Source organism: Paraburkholderia aspalathi (assembly GCF_905220735.1).
Taxonomy (GTDB): Bacteria; Pseudomonadota; Gammaproteobacteria; order Burkholderiales; family Burkholderiaceae; genus Paraburkholderia; species Paraburkholderia aspalathi.
This window is the reverse complement of record NZ_CAJNBA010000017.1, coordinates 25,089-49,112: the sequence shown is the minus strand read 5'-3', so window position 1 is coordinate 49,112 and position 24,024 is coordinate 25,089. Positions and strand designations below refer to the sequence as shown.

General features: G+C 60.9%; 19 protein-coding genes. 1 reads left to right on the top strand and 18 read right to left on the bottom strand.

Annotated elements, in window-relative coordinates:
* Positions 1 to 193: 193 nt before the first annotated feature.
* From KHO30_RS38220 to KHO30_RS38210, 3 genes are read right to left on the bottom strand one after another with little or no spacing between them, the layout of a single operon-like run.
* Positions 194 to 892 (bottom strand): response regulator transcription factor, encoded by a 699-nt coding sequence (locus KHO30_RS38220; protein ID WP_093647190.1) that lies wholly within the window; start codon positions 890 to 892, stop codon positions 194 to 196.
* A 35-nt stretch (positions 893 to 927) separates the two neighbouring features.
* Entirely contained in the window at positions 928 to 2,325 is a 1,398-nt protein-coding gene (locus tag KHO30_RS38215) for a HAMP domain-containing sensor histidine kinase (protein WP_211704005.1), read from the bottom strand.
* A gap of 13 nt (positions 2,326 to 2,338) precedes the next feature.
* Complete coding sequence (locus KHO30_RS38210) at positions 2,339 to 3,016, bottom strand: response regulator transcription factor (RefSeq protein ID WP_200621590.1); 678 nt, start codon at positions 3,014 to 3,016, stop codon at positions 2,339 to 2,341.
* Positions 3,017 to 3,376: 360 nt separating this feature from the next.
* Here KHO30_RS38210 and KHO30_RS38205 point away from each other — a divergent pair, with 360 nt between their 5' ends.
* Positions 3,377 to 3,727 (top strand): DUF4148 domain-containing protein, encoded by a 351-nt coding sequence (locus KHO30_RS38205; protein WP_211704004.1) that lies wholly within the window; start codon positions 3,377 to 3,379, stop codon positions 3,725 to 3,727.
* A gap of 57 nt (positions 3,728 to 3,784) precedes the next feature.
* Here KHO30_RS38205 and KHO30_RS38200 read toward each other — a convergent pair whose 3' ends face one another.
* The 15 genes from KHO30_RS38200 to KHO30_RS38130 form a co-directional block, all read right to left on the bottom strand.
* Positions 3,785 to 6,985: a multidrug efflux RND transporter permease subunit gene (locus tag KHO30_RS38200; protein ID WP_211704003.1), complete on the bottom strand. Its 3,201-nt coding sequence runs from the start codon at positions 6,983 to 6,985 to the stop codon at positions 3,785 to 3,787.
* A 13-nt stretch (positions 6,986 to 6,998) separates the two neighbouring features.
* Entirely contained in the window at positions 6,999 to 7,565 is a 567-nt protein-coding gene (locus KHO30_RS38195; RefSeq protein ID WP_211704002.1) for a GNAT family N-acetyltransferase, read from the bottom strand.
* A gap of 44 nt (positions 7,566 to 7,609) precedes the next feature.
* The gene (locus KHO30_RS38190; RefSeq protein ID WP_328822090.1) at positions 7,610 to 8,131 is read right to left on the bottom strand and encodes a GNAT family N-acetyltransferase; all 522 of its coding nucleotides are present in this window, start codon (positions 8,129 to 8,131) and stop codon (positions 7,610 to 7,612) included.
* Positions 8,132 to 8,174: 43 nt separating this feature from the next.
* Positions 8,175 to 9,536, bottom strand: a complete 1,362-nt coding sequence (locus KHO30_RS38185) for a TldD/PmbA family protein (RefSeq protein WP_211704001.1) — start codon at positions 9,534 to 9,536, stop codon at positions 8,175 to 8,177.
* Positions 9,536 to 10,972, bottom strand: coding sequence for a TldD/PmbA family protein (locus KHO30_RS38180; RefSeq protein ID WP_211704000.1), 1,437 nt, complete (start codon positions 10,970 to 10,972; stop codon positions 9,536 to 9,538). The genes KHO30_RS38185 and KHO30_RS38180 overlap by 1 nt, the downstream gene beginning before the upstream one ends.
* Positions 10,965 to 12,626 (bottom strand): ABC transporter ATP-binding protein, encoded by a 1,662-nt coding sequence (locus KHO30_RS38175; protein ID WP_093647176.1) that lies wholly within the window; start codon positions 12,624 to 12,626, stop codon positions 10,965 to 10,967. Before KHO30_RS38175 ends, KHO30_RS38180 begins: the two co-directional genes overlap by 8 nt.
* A complete protein-coding gene (locus KHO30_RS38170) occupies positions 12,623 to 13,738 on the bottom strand; it encodes an ABC transporter permease (protein ID WP_093647174.1) in 1,116 nt (371 codons plus the stop codon). The genes KHO30_RS38175 and KHO30_RS38170 overlap by 4 nt, the downstream gene beginning before the upstream one ends.
* On the bottom strand, positions 13,692 to 14,744 hold the full coding sequence (locus KHO30_RS38165) for a microcin C ABC transporter permease YejB (protein WP_093647172.1): 1,053 nt from the start codon (positions 14,742 to 14,744) through the stop codon (positions 13,692 to 13,694). The genes KHO30_RS38170 and KHO30_RS38165 overlap by 47 nt, the downstream gene beginning before the upstream one ends.
* A gap of 8 nt (positions 14,745 to 14,752) precedes the next feature.
* A complete protein-coding gene (locus tag KHO30_RS38160; RefSeq protein ID WP_244864239.1) occupies positions 14,753 to 16,585 on the bottom strand; it encodes an extracellular solute-binding protein in 1,833 nt (610 codons plus the stop codon).
* A 347-nt stretch (positions 16,586 to 16,932) separates the two neighbouring features.
* Positions 16,933 to 19,674 (bottom strand): TonB-dependent receptor, encoded by a 2,742-nt coding sequence (locus KHO30_RS38155; RefSeq protein ID WP_211703999.1) that lies wholly within the window; start codon positions 19,672 to 19,674, stop codon positions 16,933 to 16,935.
* A gap of 382 nt (positions 19,675 to 20,056) precedes the next feature.
* Positions 20,057 to 20,632 (bottom strand): helix-turn-helix domain-containing protein, encoded by a 576-nt coding sequence (locus KHO30_RS38150; protein WP_054043150.1) that lies wholly within the window; start codon positions 20,630 to 20,632, stop codon positions 20,057 to 20,059.
* A 303-nt stretch (positions 20,633 to 20,935) separates the two neighbouring features.
* A complete protein-coding gene (locus KHO30_RS38145) occupies positions 20,936 to 22,141 on the bottom strand; it encodes a tetratricopeptide repeat protein (protein ID WP_211703998.1) in 1,206 nt (401 codons plus the stop codon).
* A gap of 9 nt (positions 22,142 to 22,150) precedes the next feature.
* On the bottom strand, positions 22,151 to 22,582 hold the full coding sequence (locus KHO30_RS38140) for an ExbD/TolR family protein (RefSeq protein ID WP_093647165.1): 432 nt from the start codon (positions 22,580 to 22,582) through the stop codon (positions 22,151 to 22,153).
* 58 nt (positions 22,583 to 22,640) lie between these two features.
* Positions 22,641 to 23,063 carry an ExbD/TolR family protein gene (locus KHO30_RS38135; protein WP_093647163.1) on the bottom strand — a complete coding sequence of 141 codons (423 nt, stop codon included), beginning with the start codon at positions 23,061 to 23,063 and terminating at the stop codon, positions 22,641 to 22,643.
* A 12-nt stretch (positions 23,064 to 23,075) separates the two neighbouring features.
* Positions 23,076 to 23,987 carry a MotA/TolQ/ExbB proton channel family protein gene (locus KHO30_RS38130; protein ID WP_211703997.1) on the bottom strand — a complete coding sequence of 304 codons (912 nt, stop codon included), beginning with the start codon at positions 23,985 to 23,987 and terminating at the stop codon, positions 23,076 to 23,078.
* Positions 23,988 to 24,024 lie beyond the last annotated feature (37 nt).

The window sequence follows — 24,024 nt, the reverse complement described above, 5'->3', positions numbered from 1 at the left end:
TGCCCACTTAGCAGGGGCTTCTAGCCGCTTTCTTTGCTTATCTTTCTTTGCGGCGGCAAAGAAAGTAAGTGCCGCCCCGCACAGGGGCAACACTAATAGACCACTAACAATACAAGGAAAGGCACCAAAGCCAGAACAAGGAAAGCCCAAAGCCCTAAGAACACGGCCAAAAAGCGCCGCGCAGGCAAAAACCTCAAAAACACAATACCGAAACTTGATACCCAAACCGGCTAACAGTCTCGATCCGAACCTCCGGCACATCATCCGAAAGCTTGCGCCGCAACCGTGACACAACAAGATTGACACTCGAAGGATCGACGTCCTCCTTCTCAGGCCAGGCATAGCGGATCAGCTGATCCCTGGCCACCGGCGCATTAACCTGCCTCAGCAAACACTCAAGCAGAAGAAACTCCCGCCGTGTCACGCCAACACGCCGGGCGCCACAAACGAGCTCCCGGGTAGCCGCATCCAAAGATGGCCCACCCACAGCCGGTAAAACAGAAGCGACAGCAGAAGCAAAACCACCACCCCCAACCCGCTGCAAAGCGGCCATCCGCTCATGCATTTCAATAAACGAATAAGGCTGGCAAAAGCACGCATCCGCGCCAGCGCGCAAAACCTTCGTGCGATCCTGAGCGGTCGCCGCACCGAGCACAGCAACAATCGCCGCCCCACTCCCGGCAGTAGCAAACTCCCCAATGAACCCATGCAACGCAGAATAAGACCCAACCTCGAGCACCATCAAAACAATCGCGTCGAACGGTTCCTGCGAGGCAAGAAAAACCCCGTCCCGCAGATCGTCGGCCCGTTGCAGACTATGGGCGCTCTCCTGCAGCGCCTTGAACAGCCACGCCGCTTCCGGATGAGAAGGTCCAACGAAGAGGACGCGCATTCACCACCCTGCCAGAGCAAAAAGATAAACCACCCTCATGCGAGCGTCCTCGACCAGCATTCGATGGAAATCCTGGTGCCGGGCTGCGCATTGCCGATTTTCATCGTGAAGTCATGCACCCGCATCACTGCCGACACGATGCTCAATCCCAGCCCTGATCCGGCCAGATGCCGCGTACTCTCCCCGCGATAAAACCGCTGCAGAACCGCATCGCGTTCATCCGCGGCGATGCCGGGCCCGTTGTCGACAATGTCCACCTGAGGCCCTGCCGACGTCTGTCGAAGTTCCATACGCACCACGCCACCTTCGGGCGTGAACTTGATCGCGTTATCCACCAGATTGCTCAACGCCTCGAACAGCAAGGCCCGATCACCATGAACCGCATCGACCGTCTGTACATGCACAGACAGCTGAATCGAGCGGCTTTCGGCGAGCGGTTCATATAGTTCACCGACTTCCTGCATCAGCGTCTCCAACTGCATTTCGCCGAATCCACCGCGCCGCTGCAGCGTGCCGATCTCGGAGATACGCAACATCGCGCGAAACCGGTCGAGCAATGCATCGGTCTCGATACGCGCGCGCTCAACCAACTGCGAGAGCGCGGCGTCGTCGAGCGTATCGGTGCGCTCCGCCACATGCGCCAGCAAGGTTCGCACATGTGCGAGCGGCGTGCGTAGATCGTGCGCGATACCGTCGCAGGCACCCTTCACCTCATTCATAAGGCGTTCGACCTCCGCGAGCATATGGTTCACCAGATGCGCGAGCATATCCACTTCGTCGCGTCCACCGATCGGCAAGCGCTGCGCGAGATCGCCCTGCGCAATACGCTGCGTGACGCGCCGGATCGCTTTCAGCCGGCGCATCTGCCGCACGCTCAGCGCCAGTCCACCTGCCACGCCTGCAAGCAGGCACACGATCCCGCCGCCCACCAGCGCGTTGATGATGGTCTCGCGAATCCGCAGGATGTGCGTCAGATCACGCGCGATGACGAGCGTCGAGCCGTCCTTGCGCCGCTCGGCCATGGCGCGGACCACCGGCGCCTCGTCGTTGCGCGCCATCGAGAGCACGAGATCGAGCGTCTTGCCAGTACGATTGATAGGCAGTTGCGACGGATACACCAGCACGTCCCCAGCCAGCAGACTGCCGTCGGCCCCGAACAGGCCGTAGTAATTGGTGTGCATGCGCTCATGTTCGATACGGCGGTGAATCGCGTCGGCAAGACCAGAGTCGGGCAACGAATCGAAGTAGACCAGTTGCCAGTCCATCACCACATCGGTCTCGCGCTCCATGTCGCCGGTCACGGCCCAGCCGATATAGCCCAGCAGCAGCATCACCGAAAGCGAAAAGATGACGGCGTAAACCGAAAGCAGGCGAAAGGTCGTGGAATGCCAGCGCCGCCCGAGCGCTGATTGAGCCGGGAAGGTTGTGTCCATCAAAATGCCCTGCTCATGCGAGGATATAACCCGAGCCCCGCACGGTCTGGATCATTGGCGTGACGCCGGGCGGGTCGATTTTTTTGCGCAGCCGGCCCATGTGCACGTCGATCAGATTGGTGCCCGGGTCGAAGTGATAACCCCACACCGCTTCGAACAGCATGGTGCGCGTGATGGTTTGCCCCGCATGCCGCATCATGAATTCGAGCACGCGATATTCGGTGGGCAGCAAGACGATCTCTTCTCCGTCGCGCTGAACCTTGCGGGAAATCAGATCGAGTTCGAGCGGGCCGACCCGCAAATGGGTTTCGAGCGGTGCTGCCGGCGTTTGACTGCGGCGCAACAGCACCTCGAGACGCGCTGTCATTTCTTCGGGGTCGAACGGCTTGGTCAGGTAGTCGTCGCCACCGGCGCGCAGGCCGCGAACTCGTTCATCCACATCGCCCAACGCGCTCAACATCAGCACCGGCGTTTGAATCCCGATACTGCGCATGGTGGTGAGGATCGTGAGGCCGTCCACGCCGGGCAGCATGCGGTCGAGCGTGATCACGTCGTAGTCTTCGCTGATCGCGCGCGCCATGCCGTCGCGGCCATTGGCCACCCAATCCACGGTAAAACCACGGCTTTTCAGCTCACCGACAATTTCATTCGCGGTAATTTCATCGTCTTCGATCGTCAGTACTCGCGACATGATCATTGCATGCGCCACCGCCAGCTCTACCGATGCAAGCGGCGGGCGCGACCGGTTATCAGTAGAAGGACATGATGCCATATTCGGCTTACGCGTTCAGAGCACGGGCGTGCGATTCGACGGGTGTCGCCGCTTTGCCAAAGTGCCTGCCAGCAGGCTACGCGCAGTTGCATAGCGGATGAATATCCGCTTCATGAAGAAAAATTTAAGTTCGCCACAGGGCGGCTAAAACTGACGACGAAACGATAAAACAAATTTCATTTTCCCGACGCCGCTCCGGTAGGTCGCCTCCACTAGCCTAATGCCATCCCGCCGTTTTCTTTGCGGTCCGATTCGAACCTTATCGTGGATGGTATGAAAATGAAGCTCGCAACCAGAACCCTCGTCACCACCCTCCTGCTGATCGGCAGCGCATCGGCGATGGCTTCGCCGGCGCTCACGCAGCAGCAATGCAATGACTACCCGTTCAAACCGCTCAAGGGCGAAGTGACGCACAGGCAATTGATGAATGAGCTTGGCGAGCTGGAAGCGGTCGGCTACAGCCCCAGCAACGACGACGACGAATACCCCAGCGATCTGCAGCAGGCAGAGCAAAAGCTGCAAGCCGAATATCGCGCGGACTGCTTGCCGGCCGCGCTTGCGTCGACAACCGCGACGCAAACGCCGGCCGGTGCAGCACCCGCGCAAGCGGTGAATCAGCCGGCCGGCTGAACGCCGCGCTCGACTCAGACGGCGGCTGCGCCCAGGCGCAACGTGGCCGACGTCACGTCACCGGCCATTCGTCAACTGGCCGCTTTCGCTCGCCTGCCGCCGTGCGTGCCGCTCGTCACGCTTACGGCGCAACTCGGCAAGTCGCCGTTTGCTATACGTTAGCGAGGCGACCGCATGAAACGCGACCGGTGCGAATACGAGGCCGAACAGCGTGGCCGCCAGCACCCCGCCGAACACACCGGTACCGATCGAGCGACGGCTTTCCGCACCCGCCCCGCTCGACACCACCAGCGGCACGACGCCCAGCAGGAATGCTGCCGAGGTCATGACGATCGGCCGGAAGCGCGCGGCGGCGGCTTCGGTCACGGCGCGCGTCAACGGCAGGCCGCGGCGATACAGATCGCGTGCGAACTGCACGATCAGAATCGCGTTTTTCGCCGCGAGGCCGATCACCGTAATCATGCCGACCTTGAAGTACACGTCGTTTGGCATGCCCCGCAGCAGCATCGCGGCGATTGCGCCGATCACGCCGAGCGGCACCACCATTAGCACGGCAAGCGGAATCGTCCAGCTTTCGTACAAGGCAGCCAGCGCCATGAACACGGCCAGCAGCGACAGGCCGATCAGCAACGGCGTGAGCTGCGCCGCCGCGGTTTCTTCACGCGCCGCATCGACCCAGTCATACGAGACCCCGACCGGCAACGAAGCCGCAAGCCGCTCCATCTCCGCCATCGCAGCGCCCGAACTGTAGCCGGGCGCCGCGTGGCCGCTCACGTCGAGCGACGGATAGCCGTTATAGCGCGTCAACATCACCGGACCGATGCTCCAATGACGCGACGCAATCGCGGACAACGGCACCATGCCGCCGGACGAGTTCGGCACGGCGAGCGCCATCAGATCGTCCTCGGTCATCCGCGTGGCGGCGTCGGCGGAAATCATCACACGGCGCATCCGGCCACCGGCGGGAAAGTCGTCGATATAGGTCGAGCCGAAGGTGCTGCCCAGCACGTCGGTGATCCGGTCGAACGGCACGCCGAGCGCATACGCTTTCGCACGATCGATAACAAGTTCAACGCGCGGCGCATCCGGCAGATCCTCCGAATGCACCGAGGCCAGCACCGGGCTCGCCTTGGCCTGCGCGAACAGGTGCTCGCGCGCTGCCTTCAGCGCATCCAGCCCGACTCCGCCGCGATCTTCAAGCCGGAACACGAAACCGTCCGAATGCCCGAGTCCCGGCACGGAAGGCGGCAATTGCGCCTCCACGTTGCCGTCGAGAATCTTGTCGAACTTCTCGTTGAGCCGTTCGCGCAAGGCCATCGCATCGATGTCGCGCTTGCCCCAGTCCTTCAGTTCGACAAAGCCCATCGCCACGTTCTGACCGCTGCCGGTAAAACTCCAGCCGATCACACTGGTGACGTGCGCGACCGCCGGTTCGGCGTGCAGGATCGTTTCCATGCGTTGGACCACCGCGAGCGTACGCGCCTGCGTCGCACCGGCCGGCAATTGCACCATCACCTGCAACTGGCCTTCATCTTCGCTCGGCAAAAAACCACCAGGCATCTGCCAATAGAGCGCGACGCACGCGCCGACCAGCACGGCATAGATCGCCAGCATCGGGCCGATACGGCGCAGCGTACGCGCGGTCAGCCCGCGATAGCCACTCGCGGCCCGATCGAAGCCGGTCGTGAAGCGGCTCGCCGCTCGCGCCGCGAAGCCGAGCAGGCCACGACGGGCATCGCGTTGACTCACCGGGCGCTTGTGCGCTTTCAGCAGATTCGCGCATAGCGCGGGCGTCAACGACAAGGCCATAAACGATGACACCAGCATCGACGCGATCATCGACACCGCGAATTGCCGGTAAATACCGCCGACGCCGCCCGGAAAGAACGCCATCGGCACGAACACGGCAGTCAGCACCGCCGTCACGCCGACGATCGCGCCGCCGATCTGCGTCATCGCCTTACGGGTGGCCTCGCGCGGCGGCAGGCCCTCCTCTTCCATCACGCGATGCACGCTCTCCACCACCACGATCGCGTCGTCAACGAGAATCCCGATGGCCAGCACCAGGCCGAACATCGTGAACACATTGATCGACAGGCCGCAGGCGTACATCGCGAGAAACGCCCCCATCAGCGTGACCGGAATCACCACCGTCGGCACCAGCGTGTAGCGTAGATCTCGCAGGAACAGCCACATCACGAAGAACACCAGCACCACCGCCTCAGCCAGCGTGACGAGCACCTCACGAATCGCGATCTTCACGAAATGCGCGTTGTCGAACGGAATTTCGACGGCAACACCCGGCGGCAAGCCTTTCGATAGTTCGGCAAGCCGCGCGCGGATCGCGTTGGACGTCTCGAGTGCATTGCCGCGCGGTCCGAGTTGAATACCGACGGTCGCCGCGGCCTTGCCGTTCAGGCGAGAGTAGAACGAGTAATTGTCGCGTCCCAGTTCAACTCGCGCGACGTCCCGCAAGCGCACCGCCGAGCCGTCGGGCAGCGCCTTCAGCACGATCTGTCCGAATTCGGCGGGCGAGATCAGTTGCCCTTTCACGCTCACTGAGGCCGTCAATTGCTGCCCTGGAACGAACGGTGCGTCGCCCAGCGTACCCGCCGTTACCGTGGCGTTTTGCGCGGCGATCGCGGCGTTCACTTCCGCGGCGCCGAGGCCGTACTCGCGCAGCTTCATCGGATCGAGCCAGATGCGCAACGCTTCGTCCGCGTCCCACAACTCCGCCGCGCCCACGCCCGGCGCGCGCTTCAGTTCGCGCAACACGTAGCGGCTCAGGTAGTCGCCCAATTGCGCGGAATCGCGCGAGCCATCCGTGGAGGTCAGCGCAACCAGCATCAGAAACGTATTGGCCGCCTTGAAAACGGTGATGCCCTGCTGCACGACCTGTTGCGGCAAGCGCGGCTCGACCTGCTTGAGACGGTTCTGGATGTCGACCAGCGCGAGGTCCGGATTGGTGCCTGGCGCAAACGTCGCGTCGATCTCGAGATCGCCCAGGTTGTCGCTGGTCGTTTCGTAGTACAGCATATTGTCGGCGCCATCGAGACTCTCCTCGATGATGCTGCCGACGTTGGCATCGACCACTTCAGTGGCGGCCCCCGGATAGGTGGCGCTGATCACGATGCGCGGCGGCGCAAGACGCGGATACTGCGCGACCGGCAACTGCGGAATGGCAAGCGCGCCCGCCACGACAATGGCGAGCGCAACAATCCATGCGAAAACCGGGCGGTCGATGAAGAAAAATGGCACGCAAAAAATCCGTTCAGATTGTCTGGAGACGTGGCGCGTCAACGAGGCGAGCCATATGCAGTACGTCGGCCAGTACGCCGTCGCGCATTGCATAACCGCGCGAGCGGCCTTCTTCGACAAAGCCGAACTTGCGGTACAGCGCGATCGCCGACGCGTTGTCGCAGAACACCGAGAGTTCGATGCGGCGCAAACCGAGCGATGCGTCCGCGCAGTCGATCAGCGCGTGCAGAAGCGCTGAGCCAACGCCGCGCCCATGATACGCGTCATGAACGGCCAATCCTAAATGCGCGCAATGCGCGCGGCTGGGTCGATGAACCTCCAGCCTGGCGTGGCCGACCATGCGCCCGCCGATGGTCGCGCACACGTTCACACCGTTTTTGAGGCGCCGGTCGAACCACGCCTGGAGCTGTTCAGGGCTGCGGTAGCCGACCGACAGCGTGCCGCGCCGCACGCCGGGCAGCGTCATGATATCGGCGAACCCGACCGCGTCGGACGATTCGACCGCTCGAACCGTAATGCGATTGTCGAGATCGTCAAGGTTGTCGAGCGCGGCGTCGCTCTGCGACGTTTCTTCTTTCATGGTCTTGTTCCGCTGCGAGGTTGGCCGATAGGGGCCGATGTTGACTACTCAGGCGTCGACATCCACGGCGGCGCCTCACGCAGGCGCGCCATGAAATAACAGTCGATCAGCACGCCACGGCGCAACACGGCGCCACGCTGATGCACTTCGATCTCGAAGCCGAACTTGCGATAGAGTGCAAAAGCCGCATGGTTATCGGCGAAGACGAACAACTCGAGGCGGCGCAGACCCAGCCAGTTGTCGGCAAGATCGATCAGTTCAGTCATCAGCGCATTGCCGATGCCGCGCCGGTGCCATGCGTCGTGTACACCAATGCCGAGTGACGCGGCATGCGCGCGGCGCCCTTTGAAAGGCGTGAGCTCCGCTTGACCGACCAGTGTGTCGCCGACCATCGCCGCGATCGCGATTTCGGGGGCCGCGAGTTCTTCAAGGTATTCGCGCGTACTGGCAATCGTCTGAAACGGCACGTGTGGATTGCCGTTCACGACCGCCGGCAGCTGCAGCAATGCGTGGTATTGCTCCGCGTCGGCCACGCGCAACGCGCGCAGCGTCAGGCCCTCAGGCAAGCTCCCAGAATTAGATTTTGTTCTTATCTCTTGATTCATAGGCTCATAACGTCAATTCGAATGACCTCGTCAGAATGCCGGGTAATTGCATGCCGCCGGTGGCGCGCTCACCCCATGTCGAATCGCTCAACAACAATTCCGCTTGCGCGCCGAGTTGTTCAAGTTCACTGCCGAGCACACGGTACAGGCTATCGTCGAATCGCATGGCTTCAAGCGGCGCGACGATCTGCCCGTTCTCGACCCAGAAGGTTGCGAAGCGCGTCATGCCGGTCAGGCGGCAATTCATCCGGTCCGAGAAATTCACGTACCAGAGGTTGCCGATGTAGAGACCGGTATCGAGCTTCGCCAGCACGTCCTCTTCCAGCAGATCGCCCGCTTCCATCGAGAGCGCCGCTGGCGACTCGTTTGCCAGCGCACCGTTGGGCGTCAACCCGTATTCGCGCGCGCTGCGCGCATTGGTCAGGCGTTCGGCACTGCGGCCCGCCTGGATCAGCGGGACGCTCTCGCGCAAATAACCATCGTCGTTGAAGCCGGGTGTAATGCCGAGATTCAGATCTTCGCTGATCGTGACGCGCGGGTCGACTACGATTTCTCCCACATGCAGCTTGTACAACTCGCTGCGCGACGTGGCCTGAGCGCGTGCGGAGAAACCGCTCCATGCCGCCACGCCAAGCAATTCCGCGAGCGCTGCGGGCGCCAGATACGAACGATAACGCCCCGGCGCCAAGGTGCGCGGTGTGCGCGCGAGCACCGAGAGACGCGTTGCGGCCTGCTCGACCTTGTGCGCGAAAACAGCGTCGCTCCAGTCGTCGCCCGCGTAAGTGGTTTTGATCGCGCGGCCGCTCGGGTCGTATAGCGACCAGCTGAAATTGAAATTATCGACTTCGTACCAGCCGCGGCTGCCGTTCGTGGACGCAAAACCGCGCACAATCGTGCCGCCCGCGTAAAAGCCGACGAAATCCAGCCCTTGCGCGCATTCGGCAACGGTGCGCAGCAGGCCGCCCGGCTCCGGCAGCTTGCCCGAACGCTGCGTGGCGCGCTGCCATTGCGAGGTGTCGAACAGCAGATGCGGATCGTCCGCCGCGCCGCGCAGGCTTTCACGCAAGGTGGCAAGCGCCGCGCTCACGTCGTCGAGATCCTGTTGCAGATCGCCGCAGACGGTCAGCGTCGAATAGGCCTGACGTGCACCGTCGATCAAACGCAAGGTGAGCTTGCCTTGCGAGACACTGCCGATCTGCCGCACCTTGCCCGAGTTGAAGCGGATAAAGTCGGACTGCTCGCCGGCAAATGAACTCAGCGTGATTTCCGCACCTTGCTGCAGGCGTTCGATAGCATCGGCCAGCGAAGTGAAATGCTGCTGCCAGTCGATCGAAGGACCGGTGCGCGAGGAGATGAATTGACTCATCAAGCGCCTCCGAACACGTCGATGTCGCTGAACACGCAAGCCGGCGAGGCATGGCCGACGCGAATGATCTGTGCCGGTTCGCCCTTGCCGCACATGGACGTGCCGTACACCTCGCGCGTTTCCGCGTTCCCCACCGCGCTCAGGCTGCGCCAGAAATTCGCCGAGATGCCGCGGTAATTCGGCTGTTTGACGACCTGGGTGAGCTTGCCGTTTTCGATCAGCTGACCGAACTCGCAGCCGAACTGGAATTTGTTGCGATGATCGTCGATCGACCAGGACGTGTTGGTGCGCATCAGAATGCCGTGCTCGATGTTGCCGATCATCTGCTCCAGAGAACTCTCGCCGGGCTCGATGTTCAGATTCGCCATCCGGTCGATCGGCGGGCGGTTCCAGTTCGACGCGCGTGAATTCGCCACGCCCGCCATATGCGCGCGCTGCTGCGAAAGCGCGCCGCCGAGTGGACGTTCGAGCACGCCGTCGCGGATCAAATACTGTTTCTTCGCTTCGGTGCCGTCGTCGTCGAATGCGTACGTGGCGGCTTCCTCGCGCAGTTCCGGGTCGAAGGTCACGTTCAGCAGTTCCGAACCGTAGCGATACGAGCCGAACATTTCTTTCTTGACGAAGCTCCAGCCGGCGAAGTTGCGCTCGTCACCGAGAATGCGATCGAGTTCGAGCGGATGGCCGATCGACTCGTGAATCTGCAGCATCATCTGATCGGGCATCAGCAGCAAATCGCGCTTGCCTGACGGGCAATTCGGTGCGGCCAGCAATTGCAGCGCTTCATTGGCGACACGCGCACCCGAGCCGTCGAAACCGAAGCGCACCAGCACTTCCATGCCGCCCTGCCCCAGGGTGCCGTAGTTGCCACCGAGGGTACGTACCTGCGTATCGCCATCCGCGTGAGCGGCCACGCTCAATTGTGGCATCACGAACTGGAACTGCTGATCGATGCGCACGCCGTCGCTGGTGATGTAGAGCTGATCGGTTAGCGTGATCTGCACGGCCGCGACGCGTTCGACAATGCGTGCATCGAGATTCGCACCCGCGCACTCCACGCTCAAACGGTCCAACCATTCAGCGCGGCCCGGCAATGCAAGCTGCGCGTTCGGCGACACATAGTGGCCGCTCATCACAGGACGCACTACCTCGCGATGGTCGATCAGCGACAAGGCCGCACTCGCTTCGGCGCGAGCCGTGGCGAGATCCAGCGCTTCCTGCAGACCCGCTGCACTCAGATTCGCGGTAGCCGCATAGCCTGCACCCGCGCCCACCCATGCGATCAGCATCGCGCCACGATCGCGCACGGTGCGCATGGGCTGCGCGACGTCGTTGCGGATCTCGTGATCGTCGATCTGTTCATCGACAATGCGCAGCGACCAGAACGCCGCGCGGCTCGTAAGCGACCGGGCGGCTTGCGCCCAACGTTCGTCAATCATTAACGGTTCCCGTAGGAGTCTTTGCTGCCCCCGCCGGCGACACGATCAGCGACGACGCGAGCAGCGACTGGGTATAAGGATGCGACGGCGCGTGCAACACATCGAGTGTGTCGCCGGCTTCGACGATGCGTCCTGACTTCATCACGATCACACGATGCGCCATGGCTCGCATCACCGCCAGATCGTGCGTAATGAACAAATAGCTTAGCTTGTACTTTTTCTGCAGATTTGTCAGCAGATTCAGCACCTGTTTCTGAATGGATACATCGAGTGCACTGGTCGGCTCATCGAGCACCAGCAACTCAGGCTCGACCGCGAGCGCACGCGCAATCGCTATACGCTGGCGCTGGCCGCCGGAAAACTCATGCGGGTAGCGCAACATGGCGTCCGCGGGCATGCCCACTTCTTCCAGCAGGCTACCCACGCGTGCGCGCCGCGCCTTGGCGTCCATGTCGGGCTGATGCATGGTCAGGCCTTCGCCGATGATCTGCTCCACCGTCATACGCGGCGACAGGGAACCGAACGGGTCCTGAAACACGACTTGCATGCGCGAATACAACTCGCGGCGCGAGCGCGCGGTTTTCAGGGAGGCAAGCGGCAAACCGTCGATATGGATATGGCCGGCGGCCGGTCGCTGCAGACCGAGCACGGTGGCCGCCAGCGTCGATTTTCCCGACCCCGATTCGCCGACGATACCGAGCGTTTCACCGCGCCGCACGCTCAGGTCGACGTCGTGTACTGCACGGAACGTGGAGCGGCCGAACATGGAGCGCCAGCCCTTCGCGGAGGTGCTGTAGTCGACGGCGAGTCCTTGCACTTCGAGCAAACGCCGCGCATCCGGCTCGACCGGCTCCACCGCACGTTGCGGCTCGCTGTCCAGCAAGCGCTTCGTGTAAGGATGCTGCGGGTTGGAGAACAACGCTTCAGTCGTATTGGTTTCGACCAGTACACCCTTTTCCATCACCGCGACGCGCTGCGCGAAACGCTTCACCAGATTCAAGTCATGCGTGATCAGTAGCACGGCCATGCCACGCTCAGCCGCTTCCTGTTCCTGCAACGCGATCAACAGATCCACGATCTGCTGACGCACGGTGACGTCGAGCGCGGTGGTCGGTTCGTCCGCAAGCAGCAGACGTGGCCGGCACGCCAGCGCCATGGCGATCATCGCGCGCTGCCGCTGGCCGCCGGACAGTTGATGCGGAAAACTGTCGATGCGCCGTTCCGGCTCGGGAATGCCCGTGCGCCTGAGCAACTCGATGCCGCGCTTGCGCGCCGCGTTCGGCCGCAAGCCTTCGTGCAGGCGCAAACTTTCGGCGATCTGCTTGCCGATCGTGAAGAGCGGATTGAGCGCCGTCATCGGCTCCTGAAACACCATCGCCACGTCGGCACCGCGCAGACCGCGCATTTGCTGCTCGGTCTTCTGCAGCAGATCTTCACCGTCGAGCAGCATGCGGCCGCTGAGATCAGCATGCTCGACAAGACGCAGAATCGACAATGCAGTGACGCTCTTGCCGGAGCCCGATTCGCCGACCAGGGCGACGCGCTCTCCGCGCGCGATCGAGAGGCTGAGTTCATGCACGGCGATCTTGTCGCCGAAACGTACGGAGAAGCGGTCGATTTCCAGCAACGGCCGGTTTGGTTTGACGTCGCTCATCGCGGGCCTCCGCCGAAGGCCGAACCGCGTTTGCGCGTATCGAGCGCATTGCGTAATGCGTCGCCCATGAAGGTCAACAGCAGGAGCGTGATCACCAGCGCGGCGAAAGCCGAAACCGAAATCCACCAGGCGTCGAGGTTGTTTTTGCCTTCCTGAAGCAGTTCGCCGAGGCTCGGCGTAGGCGGCGGCACACCCAACCCAAGGAAGTCGAGACTGGTCAGCGACAGAATCGCCGCGCTCATGCGAAACGGTAGAAAGGTAATCACCGGCGTCAGGCTATTCGGCAGCACATGGCGCCACATGATCTGCCAGTTCGAGAGACCCATGGTGCGTGCCGCCCTCACGTAGTCCAGTGAACGGTTGCGGAGAAACTCGGCGCGCACGTAATCGGAGAGCACTAGCCAGCCGAACATCGAGAGAAGAATAAAGAGCAGCCATAGCGTGGGCTCGAAGATCGACGCGAAGATGATCAGCAGGTACAGGTCAGGCATCGAGCTCCATATCTCGATCAGACGCTGGCCGATCAGATCGGTGCGGCCGCCGTAGAAGCCCTGCACCGCGCCGGTCAATACGCCGATCAGAACGCCGGACACCGTGAGCGCGAGCGCCATCAGCACCGAGAGCCGGAAACCGTACAGCAGCCGCGCAAGCACGTCGCGGCCGTACTGATCCGTGCCGAGCCAGTTGCTTCGGGTGGGCGGCGCCGGGTACGGATGGGCCGCGAAGTAGTCGATCGTGTCGTAATGGAAATGATTCGGCGGATAGATCGCGAAGTTGCCATTCGATTCGAGTCGCGAACGGATATACGGGTCGAGGTAATTCGCGCGCGCCGGAAAATCGCCGCCGAAAATCTTCTCCGAGTAGTCTTTGACGATAGGAAAGTAATAATGCCCGTCATAGCGGACAATCAACGGACGATCGTTGGACAGCACCTCGCCGAACAGGCTGATGACGAACAGCGACACGAAGATCACAAGGCTCCAGTAGCCGAGCCTCTGCCGCTTGAAGCGCAGCCATGTACGCCGCCAGGGAGACGGCGACGCCACGTGCGCCGCGCCGGACTGATCAGCGGTCCAGGCGGTTGAATTGGATGCGGGGGTCGACGAGGACATAGCAGACGTCAGCAATGAGTTTGGTTACGAGGGCGATCAGCGTGAACAGAAACAGCGAACCGAGCACGACCGGATAGTCACGGCGAATCACCGAGTCATACGAAAGTTGGCCCATGCCGTCGAGCGAGAACAGGGTTTCGATCAACAGATTGCCGTTCAGGAAGGCGCCGACGAAGGCTGCCGGCAAACCGGTCAGCAACGGAATCGCAGCATTGCGCAGCACGTGTTTCCACAGCACGTCGCGCTCCGGTGCTCCTTTAGCGCGTGCAGTCAATACGTATTGACGTCCTATCTCCTCGAGGAAAGTATTCTTGGTCAGGATCGTGACGATCGCGAAGTTGCCCACTACTGAAGCCGTGACCGGCAATACGATGTGCCACAAATAGTCGAGCAGCTTGCCGAACGCACTGAGGTCGTTGAAGTTATCCGAGGTGAGGCCGCGCATCGGAAACACCTGCCAGAAGGTGCCGCCGCCGAATAGCATCAACAACAGCACACCCAGCACGAAGCCGGGAATCGCGTAACCGGCAAGCACCAGCACACTGGTCACGGTATCGAAGCGCGAGCCGTTGCGCACTGCTTTCGCAATGCCTAACGGCACCGATATCAGATACGTGAGCATCACCGTCCATAAGCCGAGCGTGATCGACACGGGTAGCTTCGATTTGATGACATCCCACACGCTGTCATGCTGATAGTAGGACTGGCCGAGATCGAAGGTCGCATAGCGCTTGAGCATCAGAACGTAGCGCTCGAGCGGCGGCTTGTCGAAGCCGAATTGCTTCTTGATCTGCTCCAACTGCTGCGGATCGACACCCTGGCTGCCGTGATAGCCTCCGCCGCCCGACCCCGCCTCTCCGCCACGGCCAGCGCCGTGGCGGAGTTGCGTCATCACCTGTTCGACCGGCCCACCCGGTACGAACTGCGTGACGACAAAGGTCAGCGTGACCACACCGAGCAACGTCGGCACCATCAACAGCAATCGTCTGAGAATGTAGGCGAGCATGATGTTCCTCAGTGGGCCGTGGCCGTGGTTGAACTCGCGGATTGCGCGGCCTGGAGTTTCTGTGTCGCTTGTGCGCCCGGCGCTTTCGCGTACCAGTAGTCGATGACCCAGTCTTCGTACTGGTAGGAATTCGGCACGGTCTTCGGAAAGCCGAGGGTGGTCTTGTAGCCGATGCGCGCCCCCGGCGAGTAGTACTCCGGCACCAGGTAAAACGAATAGATCAACACGCGATCCAGCGCACGGGTGGCGGCTTCCAGATCGTCGAGATTAGTGGCGGTAAGCGCGGAGTGAATCAACGAGTCGACTGCCTTCGAACGGATGCCCGTATAGTTCTCGGAGCCGACTTCGGACGCAGCCGCACTGCCGAAGCGGCGCGTCAGTTCGGCGCCCGGAATCGTGACCGGCGGATAGATGAAGGTGGTCATGTCGTACTCGAAATTGTCCAGACGTTTCTCGTACAACGCGCTGTCGATTTCGCGCATATGCGCCTGAATGCCGAGCATGCCGAGCGCCTGCATATACGGCAGGATCAGACGATCCATGCCGGGCTGGTCGTCCATGATCTCGATTGTCATCGGCGTGCCGTTGGCGTCGCGCAACGCACCGTCGCGATAGTGCCAACCGGCTTGCGCCAGCAGATCGCGCGCAACGCGCAAATTGCCACGCAAGGAATTCGGTGGAATCGTGTCGGGTTGCTTGAGCATCGGGCCGAACACTTCAGGCGGCACGCTGCCGCGCAATGGTTCGAGCAGCGCCAGCTCCTTCTCGCCCGGCATGCCGGTCGCGCCGAACGGACTGGCTTCGAAATAGCTGTTCGTTCGCCGGTATTGACCGTAGAACATCATCCGGTTCATCCAGTCGTAGTCGAGTGCCAGCGTCAAGGCGTGACGCACGCGCGGATCCTGAAACATCGGCTTGCGCATATTCATCAGCATGCCCTGCATCTGCGCGGGACCGTCGGCGAATTCGCCCTTCTTCAGCAGTCCGTTGTCGAAGTTCTTGCCGACATATTTGCGTGCCCACTGCGTCGCGCTGTATTCGACGATGACGTCCGCGTCGCCCGCCTTGAAGGCTTCGAGCTGCGTGTAGTGGTCGCGGTACAGGTTGAACGTGATGCGCTCGAAACGGAACATGCCACGTCGCGAAGGCAGATTCGCCGCCCAGTAGTCAGGGTTGCGGCGATACGTGATCTGCTTGTCGTTTTTGCGGCTCTCGATCAGATAGGCGCCGCTACTGATCGGCGGCATGGAAGATATCTGGTCGAATGGCAGACGCTTGCCATCGGGTTGCATCCCCCACTTCGGCGAGAAAATCGGCAGGTCGCCGGCAATCAATGGCGCATCGCGTTCAGCATGCTTGAAATCGAAGCGGATCGTGCTCTTGTCGATTACCGTCGCGCTTTTGATGATTGAGAACTGCGCGTTGAAAAGCGGCGAAGCCTGCGGACTCGTCAACGTGTCGTACGAATACTTGACGTCGGCGGCCGTGATCGGATCGCCGTTCGAAAAGCGTGCGGCGGGATTGATATGGAATGTCGCTGACGTCAGATCCGATGCGACTTCGACATCGTCGGCGATCAGCGGATATTCGGAGGCCAGTTCGTCCCAGCTACGCTGCATCAGCGTATCGAACATCAGGTTAAGGATGTCGGGCGCGGGCGCGCCGCGCACGAGGAACGGATTGAGCGAATCGTAAGTCTGCAGTTCGCTATAGTTTTCGAAACTGAGCGAGCCGCTCGCGGGCGCGTCGGGATTCGCGTAGTCGAAGTGCGTGAAATCGGCGGGATATTTCGGTTGGTCGTACTGTGAAATCGACGGTTTTGCCTGCGCCGCCGTCGGCATCGCTCCGCATACCGCTAGTAGGCCAGGCGCAGCGGCAATGACGAACGAGATGCTCGCGGCGCGGCGCACTGCGCCGAGCAAACATCCAATCGCGTCGTGCAGGCGCAACAGTCCGGAATTCATCATTCTTTTCATCAGCCCATACAGTGCGCACCGGCTCGTGACCTGCGCGCGATTCGTCCTGCGGCACGAGTACAACCTGTTGGCTTTACCGGTGCACGCTGGTCCATTGCGACGACAGGCAGACTGCGCCGCCTTACGATGAGTCGCCGCTTAAAGCACACCGCTCCGGTTCCTTGCACGAACGGAACCGGAGCGGTGCTTCCATCAGATCAACTACAGCGACCTCAGAACTTGTACGTTGCGCCGATTTGCGCGAAACGGCCAATGTAGGTATAGATCGACTGATCGTACCCGTTCTGATCCAACGTGCCATTTGCAAAGATCGGATCGTACGGCGGCGTGCGGTTGAAGATGTTGTCGATACCGCCGTAAATCGTCCAGTGCTTGAAGCCCGTGTACGTCATCATCAGGTTGAACTGGCTGTACGATCCCACCCTGCTCGACGCGGCCGGATTCAGATTCTGCGCGTACGGACCCGTGAACTGCCACGTCAATGCTGCGTCGAACTTGTGGTACGTCCAGTCCAGGGTGGTGTTGCCCTTCCAGCGCGGGAAGCTGCCGCCGAACGGTTGCGTGAGGGTGAAGTTATTACCCGCGCCGTTCACCGGTGCTCCGCCCAGGAAGCCGATCTTGAAGCTGTTCACATACGCCCAGTCAGTCGACAAGGTGAACGTACCGGCGGTCGTCGTCGGCAGCGCCTGACGGAACGTGCCTTCGAAGCCGTTCGTGTCGAGGTAGCCGAGGTTCTGATACGGAATGACCTTGTACAGCACGTCACCCGTAGTCGGATCGGTAACAACCTGCGAAGGCGAACCCTGGCCGATCACGTTGTCGACGCGAATCTTGTACCAGTCAAGGCCGACATCGGTCGTACGGGTCGGTGACAACTGGAAGCCGATGTTGAAGTTGCGCGTGTGCTCCGGCGCCAGGTTCGGATTACCCTCTGTGATCGAGGTGTAGTTCAGACCCGTGTTCGGATCAACCTGGATCCCGAGCGTTTGCGATTTGCTGTTTTCCACGAACGTCGGCGCACGGAAACCGCGGTCATACGACGTGTACATCGTCAACGCCTGAACCGGCTGATAGCGCAACGCAAAGCGCGGCGAGAACGCACCACCCACATCGCTGTAGTGGTCGTAACGACCCGACTGACTGAATGTCAGGTTGCGCACAATCGGAATGTCCACCTGGTAATACACGGCCGCCACATTGCGCTGACCGTTCACCGTCTGGAGATTCGGATTGATGACCTGGCCCGACAGGAATGCCGCACCCGGCGTGAGCACTTCGCTCTGGTGCGTGAACTGCGCACCGAACCCAAGACCTACGTCGCCCGCCGGCAGGTGGAACAACTCCGGCGTCGACAACGTCGCGTCAACCGTATCGAGCTTCGAGACACCCAGGTTGTCCGCATCCTGGTACAGCCCGTTGAACGCATTGGGCGTAGCCGACGGATTCGCGAAATTCAGCGTACCGTTCTGGTAAATGTTGGCCAGTGCGGCGGAGTTCAGCTGGTTCGTGTAGGTGTTCGCGACCGTGCTTTGCGAGTGGCTGACCGACGTCGCCCAATCCCATTCACCGTTCGGCAGGTTGAACGAACCCTTGACACCCGTCGATGCGCGCCAGTACGTGGCATCCGTCTTTTCCTCGACCGCGTTCGGGAAAGCATACGTGAGCGCTGTGCCGACCCCGAACGGATTGTACGGGTTGGTCGCCGGCACAACAGTGCTAAACGGGGTAAGCAGCTTCGTCTGCGGGTTCAACACCAGCGTGGGATTCTGCGGGTTGCCGACTACGTTGCCCCACAGACCATCGTTGGTGGTGGTTGTGTTTCTGCTGATCAGGAAGTCGCCGAATGCCGTGGTCGTATCGTTGATCTTGAAGTCAGCGTGAAGCTTCGCATTGAGACGCTCGGTCATCGGCGCGATGGACGTGTCTTCTGCGGTATTGAATGCGCAGACCGTGCCCGCCTTGCCGGCAGTCAGCGAGTTGGTGGCAGCGGGGCGCACCGAACCGCCGGACGGACAGCCGCTCAACGCCTGCACACTGCCGTCGGGCATATTCCAGTACGACGGCGCGAGCAACGAAAGGCCGCCCGGTTGATTGGTGAAGTCCTGATTGCGCGTCGAGTCACGGTCTGCGAGCGTGAAGCCGTTCGACTTGTAGTAGCTCGCGGCAGCCGTCACGTTGAAGCGATCGGAGTTGAGATCGCCGAAGCCGCCGAGCGCGCCGAACTTGGTCGTGCCGGCACCGCCGCCGCCGTTGATGGCGCTGCCGTAGCTCCCGTCGAGTTGCAAGCCCTGAAAGTCGTGCTTCGTGATGATGTTGACCACGCCTGCGATCGCATCCGAGCCGTATTGCGACACGGCGCCCGTCTTCACGATTTCGATGCGGTCGATGGAGTTCAACGGCAGCGTGTTCAGGTCGAAGAAGGAGTCGACGCTGTTCGAGAAGAACGCGAACGGCGCAACGCGCTGTCCGTCCACCAGCACCAGCGTGTACTTTTCGCTGAGGCCGCGCAGGGCGATACCCGCGGCGCCTGCGGCGAAGTTGCCGGACTGGCCTTCGCTCCAGCTATTCGCCGAGTTAGCCGAAGTGTCGCGCAGAAAATCAGAGACGGTCGTTGCACCGCTATTCTGAATGTCTTTCTGCGTAACCGTCTGAACCTGATTAAAGCCGACCTTGTCCGAGCTGCGAATCAGCGACCCGGTCACTTCGAATTTCTTCAGTTGCTGAACGCCTTTGCCAGCCGGCGTCGCGGTCGTGTTGTCCGCGGACGGTGTCGCGGCGGTGCCCGATGCCGGAGTGGCAGCCGCTGCCGGCGTGCTCTCCGTCGTCGCGCCTGCCGCGGTTCCGGTGGTGGCCGGCTGGCTTTGTGCAAACGCCGGTACGGCGATTACGGCCGACAATGCCAGTTCAGCCCAGATTATTCTTTTGATGGCCAACGCCAATGCCCTTTGTTTCATTTTCCCCTTCCCGCTCGTCAATTAAGGCCACAGCTGTGTGTGTGAAGAGAGGTCTTGTGAACCTCCCCACTCGATATACGGCGATCTTGCGCCGCGCTCCGTCAAAGCTGACCCGTCCTTCCATTGCCCGGCAAACCGGTCAACAGCTCACCAGTTTGCAAATACAGACAGGAAGACGGGACACTTCAGATACTTCAATATCGGACTACTTATTTATTACAAACGAAATGCGCAGCGCTTTCTAATTGTTTTCACTTCTACTACTTCGGGCTCTGGCTATTGGGGCAACACGCTCCCAATCGGACTTATTCCCGATTCAACCTTAAGCAATGCTTACAAATACAGCTTGACCGCTTTCGACGAAAGCATGAAGCAAAGACATCTAGAACAATCTTGGCGTGCCCACCCAGACGACCACCGCTTCTTCGCGAGCAGTATTGCACCAGGCATGCGGCACAGTGGACTCGTAGTGCGCGGTGTCACCGGCCTGCAATACGAACGTTGTACCTTCTAACGTGAGCGATATCTGACCGCTCATCACATACAAGAACTCTTCCCCTGCATGCGTCGTGACTTCCGACGGGTTCTGCCCAACCGGCATCCTGACGAGAATCACTTCCAGCTTGCTGCCAACCGACAGATTCGTCAGCCGTCCAAAAAGATTCGCGGTTCCGTCGAAGCCGAAGTACTTCAGCTCTTTGCCTCTTTGCACCGACCTGTCTTCAGTTGGTGTATCGACGAAGTACTGCACCGTTACACCTAAAGCCCGAGCAATACCAACTAGCGATGTAATCGACGGTGTTGCGTGACCTCGTTCCACCTGCGACAAAAAGGGCTTGGAAATTCCCGCCGTGGTTGCCACTTCATCCAGCGTGCGCTTGAGCCGTTGGCGAAGCGCGCGGATTTTGCTTCCTATAGAAACTGCGACCTGTGCCTTGTTATCGAGTGGCAAAACCATAGCAAGACAGAATCCCGTAGTCAAAATTAGTTTGATGAAACGAAACTATGTTTCGTTGATTGCAACATCCTCCCTAAGACATGCGCGATATGCCTGGTTAGTTGCCGCCGTAAGTGACTCCATCAAGGCGATCGCCGGGACACTTTCATACTCGCCGCAAACCGGGCGATGGTTGCGCACACAACCATCCCCGTCTATTCGCGACGGCATGTGTCCCATATGGCGAGAATGTGCCTCCCGGCTCGATGCACGGATACCTCGGAGGCACTTCGCAGGAAAAAACATATCGGGGCCAGGATGCCGCTACTTCGACGCCACCAGCACCCACAAACGGGCGAGGTCGGCTGAACCATCGGTACCCTTCACTGCGCGGAAGGTTTGCACTGCACGCGCTTTATCGCCCGCCATGTAGTACGCCTCGCCGAGATGCAGTTGTGCCTGGTCCGGATGATCGATTCCGCCCTTCGCGATCGCAGCGTCCATTGCCGTGAGACCTTGCTTGGCCTGCCCGGCGAAGACCTCGTTGAAGGCGACGTCGACCGGCGCGACGGGGTTTGCGGGATCGGCCGGCGCTTGCGCCCGCTTCGCGGCGAGTGCCTGCAGCCGCTTCTCGCGATCGGCCTGCGCATCGTGGCCCAGAACGCCTGACGCAAAGCCTTGATCGATAACCTGCTTGCCTTCGGCCGTGGTGCCGGCCACGATCGCGAGTTGCGTCATTTCCATGTAGTCGTCGGCCGTACTGAGCGAACCGGTCGCACGGCGCAGACGGAAGGTGTCGATATCCAGCGCGGACGAGTAGCCGGGCTTGCTGCGAATCGCGTTGAACAGATCATCCCAGTAAGACTGCTTCGGATGATAGGCAACCAGCTTTTCGAGCGTGCTGCGGTACGTCGCATCATCTTTCACGCGTTGCGCGCAGGTGCCGAGCAATTGCAGTTGCGACTCGTCGGGCGCATGACCGGCGCGCACTTGCGCATCGATGCCCGGTTTGAGCAGGCTCACAACACTGGCGCAATCGTTTGACAGGTAGTAAGACTGAACAAGCAACGTGCGCATGTCGGGATCGCTGCCGCCCGACTTCAGATAGCGTTGCGCGACCTTCGCAGATTGTGCGTAGTTTTTCTGCTGGAAGTAGATGCCTGCGAGCGCTGCGGTGGTGCGCTGCTCGTCAGCACCGGTCAGGCGTCCTGAACCCAGCAAGGTTTCATAGGCCTGCGCAGCCACACCGGATTCGCCGGCTGCCGCTGCCGCGGCGCCGCGCATCTCCTGAATCATGTAGATTTCATAGGGCGTTTTTCCCGGCACGGCGTCGGCCTGATCGATCTTCGTCAACGCGTCCTTGTACTTGTGCGCGCGATACAGATCCTGCGCGGCGTTCAGCGGCTTCGCCACATCCGGCCGCAAAGTGTCGGCGGCATGAGACGTGACCGGCAGCACGACGAGCGCCGACAGCCCTCCGATAGCGGCCGCAATGACGGCGCGCTTGAACCGTTGATGGATCGTTAGCATTCCACTTCCCTATTGCATGTACTGCTCGTTGCCGATCAGGCCGATTTTCGTCGCGCCCAGTCGTTGCGCGGACGCCATCACCGCGGCGACATCCTTGTACGGCACCAATTTGTTAGGCCGCAGATGAATTTCCGCCTGAACCGGTTCGGCCGCCACCTGCGCGAGCCTGGACTCGAGCGCTGCGCGGTTCGGCACCGGTTGACCGTTCCAGGTCGTGGTGCCGTCGAAGTCGATATCGATCTGCACCACTTCCGGCTGCGTGATCGGCGGCGGCGGATTGCCGATCGGCAAATTCATCTTGATGGCATGCGTCTGGATCGGAATCGTGATGATCAACATGATCAGCAACACCAGCATCACGTCGATCAGCGGCGTGGTGTTGATATCGACCATCACATCCGGTTCGGAACTGCCACCGCCCGAAGATACGTTCATTCCCATGATCACCTCCTGTCGACCAGAGTTAGCGCTTTAGCGCTTACTCTGGTCCCATGCAAAGCTAGCCCCCGCGCGCGGGCGGCTCAGTAATAAACGAAACCTTGGCGATACCGGCGCGCTCGCACGCGGTAATGACCCGGCCGATAAACTCATAACGCGCGCTCTGGTCGCCACGAACGTGCACTTCCGGTTGCGGCGTCATGACCGACACGGTTTTCAGGCGTGTCAGCAGCGTAGGCCCATCCACCTGCTTCTCGTTCCAGAAGAAATCGCCGTCGCGGTTGACCGCAATGACGATACTTTTGGGCGTGGTCTGCAGCGGCTGGATCGTCTCCTTCGGCAGTTGCACCGGCACCGTGTGCGTCACCACCGGAATTGTGATCAGAAAGATGATCAGCAGAACCAGCATCACATCGACAAGCGGCGTGGTGTTGATACTGGAGATGACCTCGTCGTTATCATCCTGCCCAACGCTCATAGCCATGACAGACTCCGCTTATTGGACCAGCGATGCTTCACGAGCCGAAGCGCGTGCCGAGCGCCGGCTGCCGGCGAGCAGGACAGTGTGCAGTTGTGCGCCGAACGCACGAACACGCTCCATCACCGACTTGTTGCGGCGAACCAGGAAGTTGTAACCGAGCACAGCCGGCACGGCGACGGCGAGGCCGATCGCGGTCATGATCAGCGCTTCACCCACCGGGCCTGCAACCTTGTCGATCGAAGCCTGGCCGGCGATACCGATTGCCGTCAGCGCGTGATAAATCCCCCACACCGTACCGAACAGACCGACGAACGGCGCCGTCGAGCCAACCGTACCGAGGAAAGCCAGGCCGTCTTGCAGACGGTTCGACACGTTGGTGATCGCACGCTCGACCGACGTATCGATCCATGTGTTGCGGTCGACAGCCTCGAGCAGTGCTTCGTCGTGATGCTCGCCTGCCTCGATGGCCGTTTCGGCGATGAAGCGGAACGGCGATGCTTCGTCGAGCAGCTTCGTGCCTTCGACCAACGATGGCGCAGTCCACAGTTGTTCGTCGGCGCTCTTCGCACGACGGTTCGCACGGAACTGCTCGAAGAACTTGGTGATCATGATGTACCAGCTACCCATCGACATGAGCACCAGCAGAATCAGCACGAAGCGTGCAACGAAGTCACCGTTTTTCCAGAGCGCCCCGAGACCGTACGGGTTATTGACGGTTTCGGACGTGGCCGGCGCCGGCGGCGGCGTTGCTTCGTCAACGGCCGGGGCCGCTGTTTGCGGTGCGGCGGTGGTGGTGGCAGTGGCGGCAGCCGACGCGCTCGCGTCGCTCGCTTGCGCGTGGGCCATTTGCGGTGCCACAAAGGTATCCACCGTGGTTACGGCGAACAACATGGTTGCCGCCAATGCGGCGAGAGTACGCTTCTTCATGCCTGCTCCAAGTTCATTAGTACAACTTCTAAACCAA

Bases quoted from the DNA above. Each gene is read 5' to 3' on its own strand.
- KHO30_RS38195 (WP_211704002.1), bottom strand. From the start codon at position 7,565: ATGAAAGAAGAAACGTCGCAGAGCGACGCCGCGCTCGACAACCTTGAC.
- KHO30_RS38160 (WP_244864239.1), bottom strand. From the start codon at position 16,585: ATGCCGACGGCGGCGCAGGCAAAACCGTCGATTTCACAGTACGACCAA.
- KHO30_RS38215 (WP_211704005.1), bottom strand. From the start codon at position 2,325: ATGGACACAACCTTCCCGGCTCAATCAGCGCTCGGGCGGCGCTGGCAT.
- KHO30_RS38205 (WP_211704004.1), top strand. From the start codon at position 3,377: ATGAAGCTCGCAACCAGAACCCTCGTCACCACCCTCCTGCTGATCGGC.
- KHO30_RS38185 (WP_211704001.1), bottom strand. From the start codon at position 9,536: ATGAGTCAATTCATCTCCTCGCGCACCGGTCCTTCGATCGACTGGCAG.
- KHO30_RS38210 (WP_200621590.1), bottom strand. From the start codon at position 3,016: ATGTCGCGAGTACTGACGATCGAAGACGATGAAATTACCGCGAATGAA.
- KHO30_RS38135 (WP_093647163.1), bottom strand. From the start codon at position 23,063: ATGGCTATGAGCGTTGGGCAGGATGATAACGACGAGGTCATCTCCAGT.
- KHO30_RS38150 (WP_054043150.1), bottom strand. From the start codon at position 20,632: ATGGTTTTGCCACTCGATAACAAGGCACAGGTCGCAGTTTCTATAGGA.
- KHO30_RS38165 (WP_093647172.1), bottom strand. From the start codon at position 14,744: ATGCTCGCCTACATTCTCAGACGATTGCTGTTGATGGTGCCGACGTTG.
- KHO30_RS38155 (WP_211703999.1), bottom strand. From the start codon at position 19,674: ATGAAACAAAGGGCATTGGCGTTGGCCATCAAAAGAATAATCTGGGCT.
- KHO30_RS38180 (WP_211704000.1), bottom strand. From the start codon at position 10,972: ATGATTGACGAACGTTGGGCGCAAGCCGCCCGGTCGCTTACGAGCCGC.
- KHO30_RS38220 (WP_093647190.1), bottom strand. From the start codon at position 892: ATGCGCGTCCTCTTCGTTGGACCTTCTCATCCGGAAGCGGCGTGGCTG.
- KHO30_RS38140 (WP_093647165.1), bottom strand. From the start codon at position 22,582: ATGGGAATGAACGTATCTTCGGGCGGTGGCAGTTCCGAACCGGATGTG.
- KHO30_RS38170 (WP_093647174.1), bottom strand. From the start codon at position 13,738: ATGTCCTCGTCGACCCCCGCATCCAATTCAACCGCCTGGACCGCTGAT.
- KHO30_RS38145 (WP_211703998.1), bottom strand. From the start codon at position 22,141: ATGCTAACGATCCATCAACGGTTCAAGCGCGCCGTCATTGCGGCCGCT.
- KHO30_RS38175 (WP_093647176.1), bottom strand. From the start codon at position 12,626: ATGAGCGACGTCAAACCAAACCGGCCGTTGCTGGAAATCGACCGCTTC.
- KHO30_RS38130 (WP_211703997.1), bottom strand. From the start codon at position 23,987: ATGAAGAAGCGTACTCTCGCCGCATTGGCGGCAACCATGTTGTTCGCC.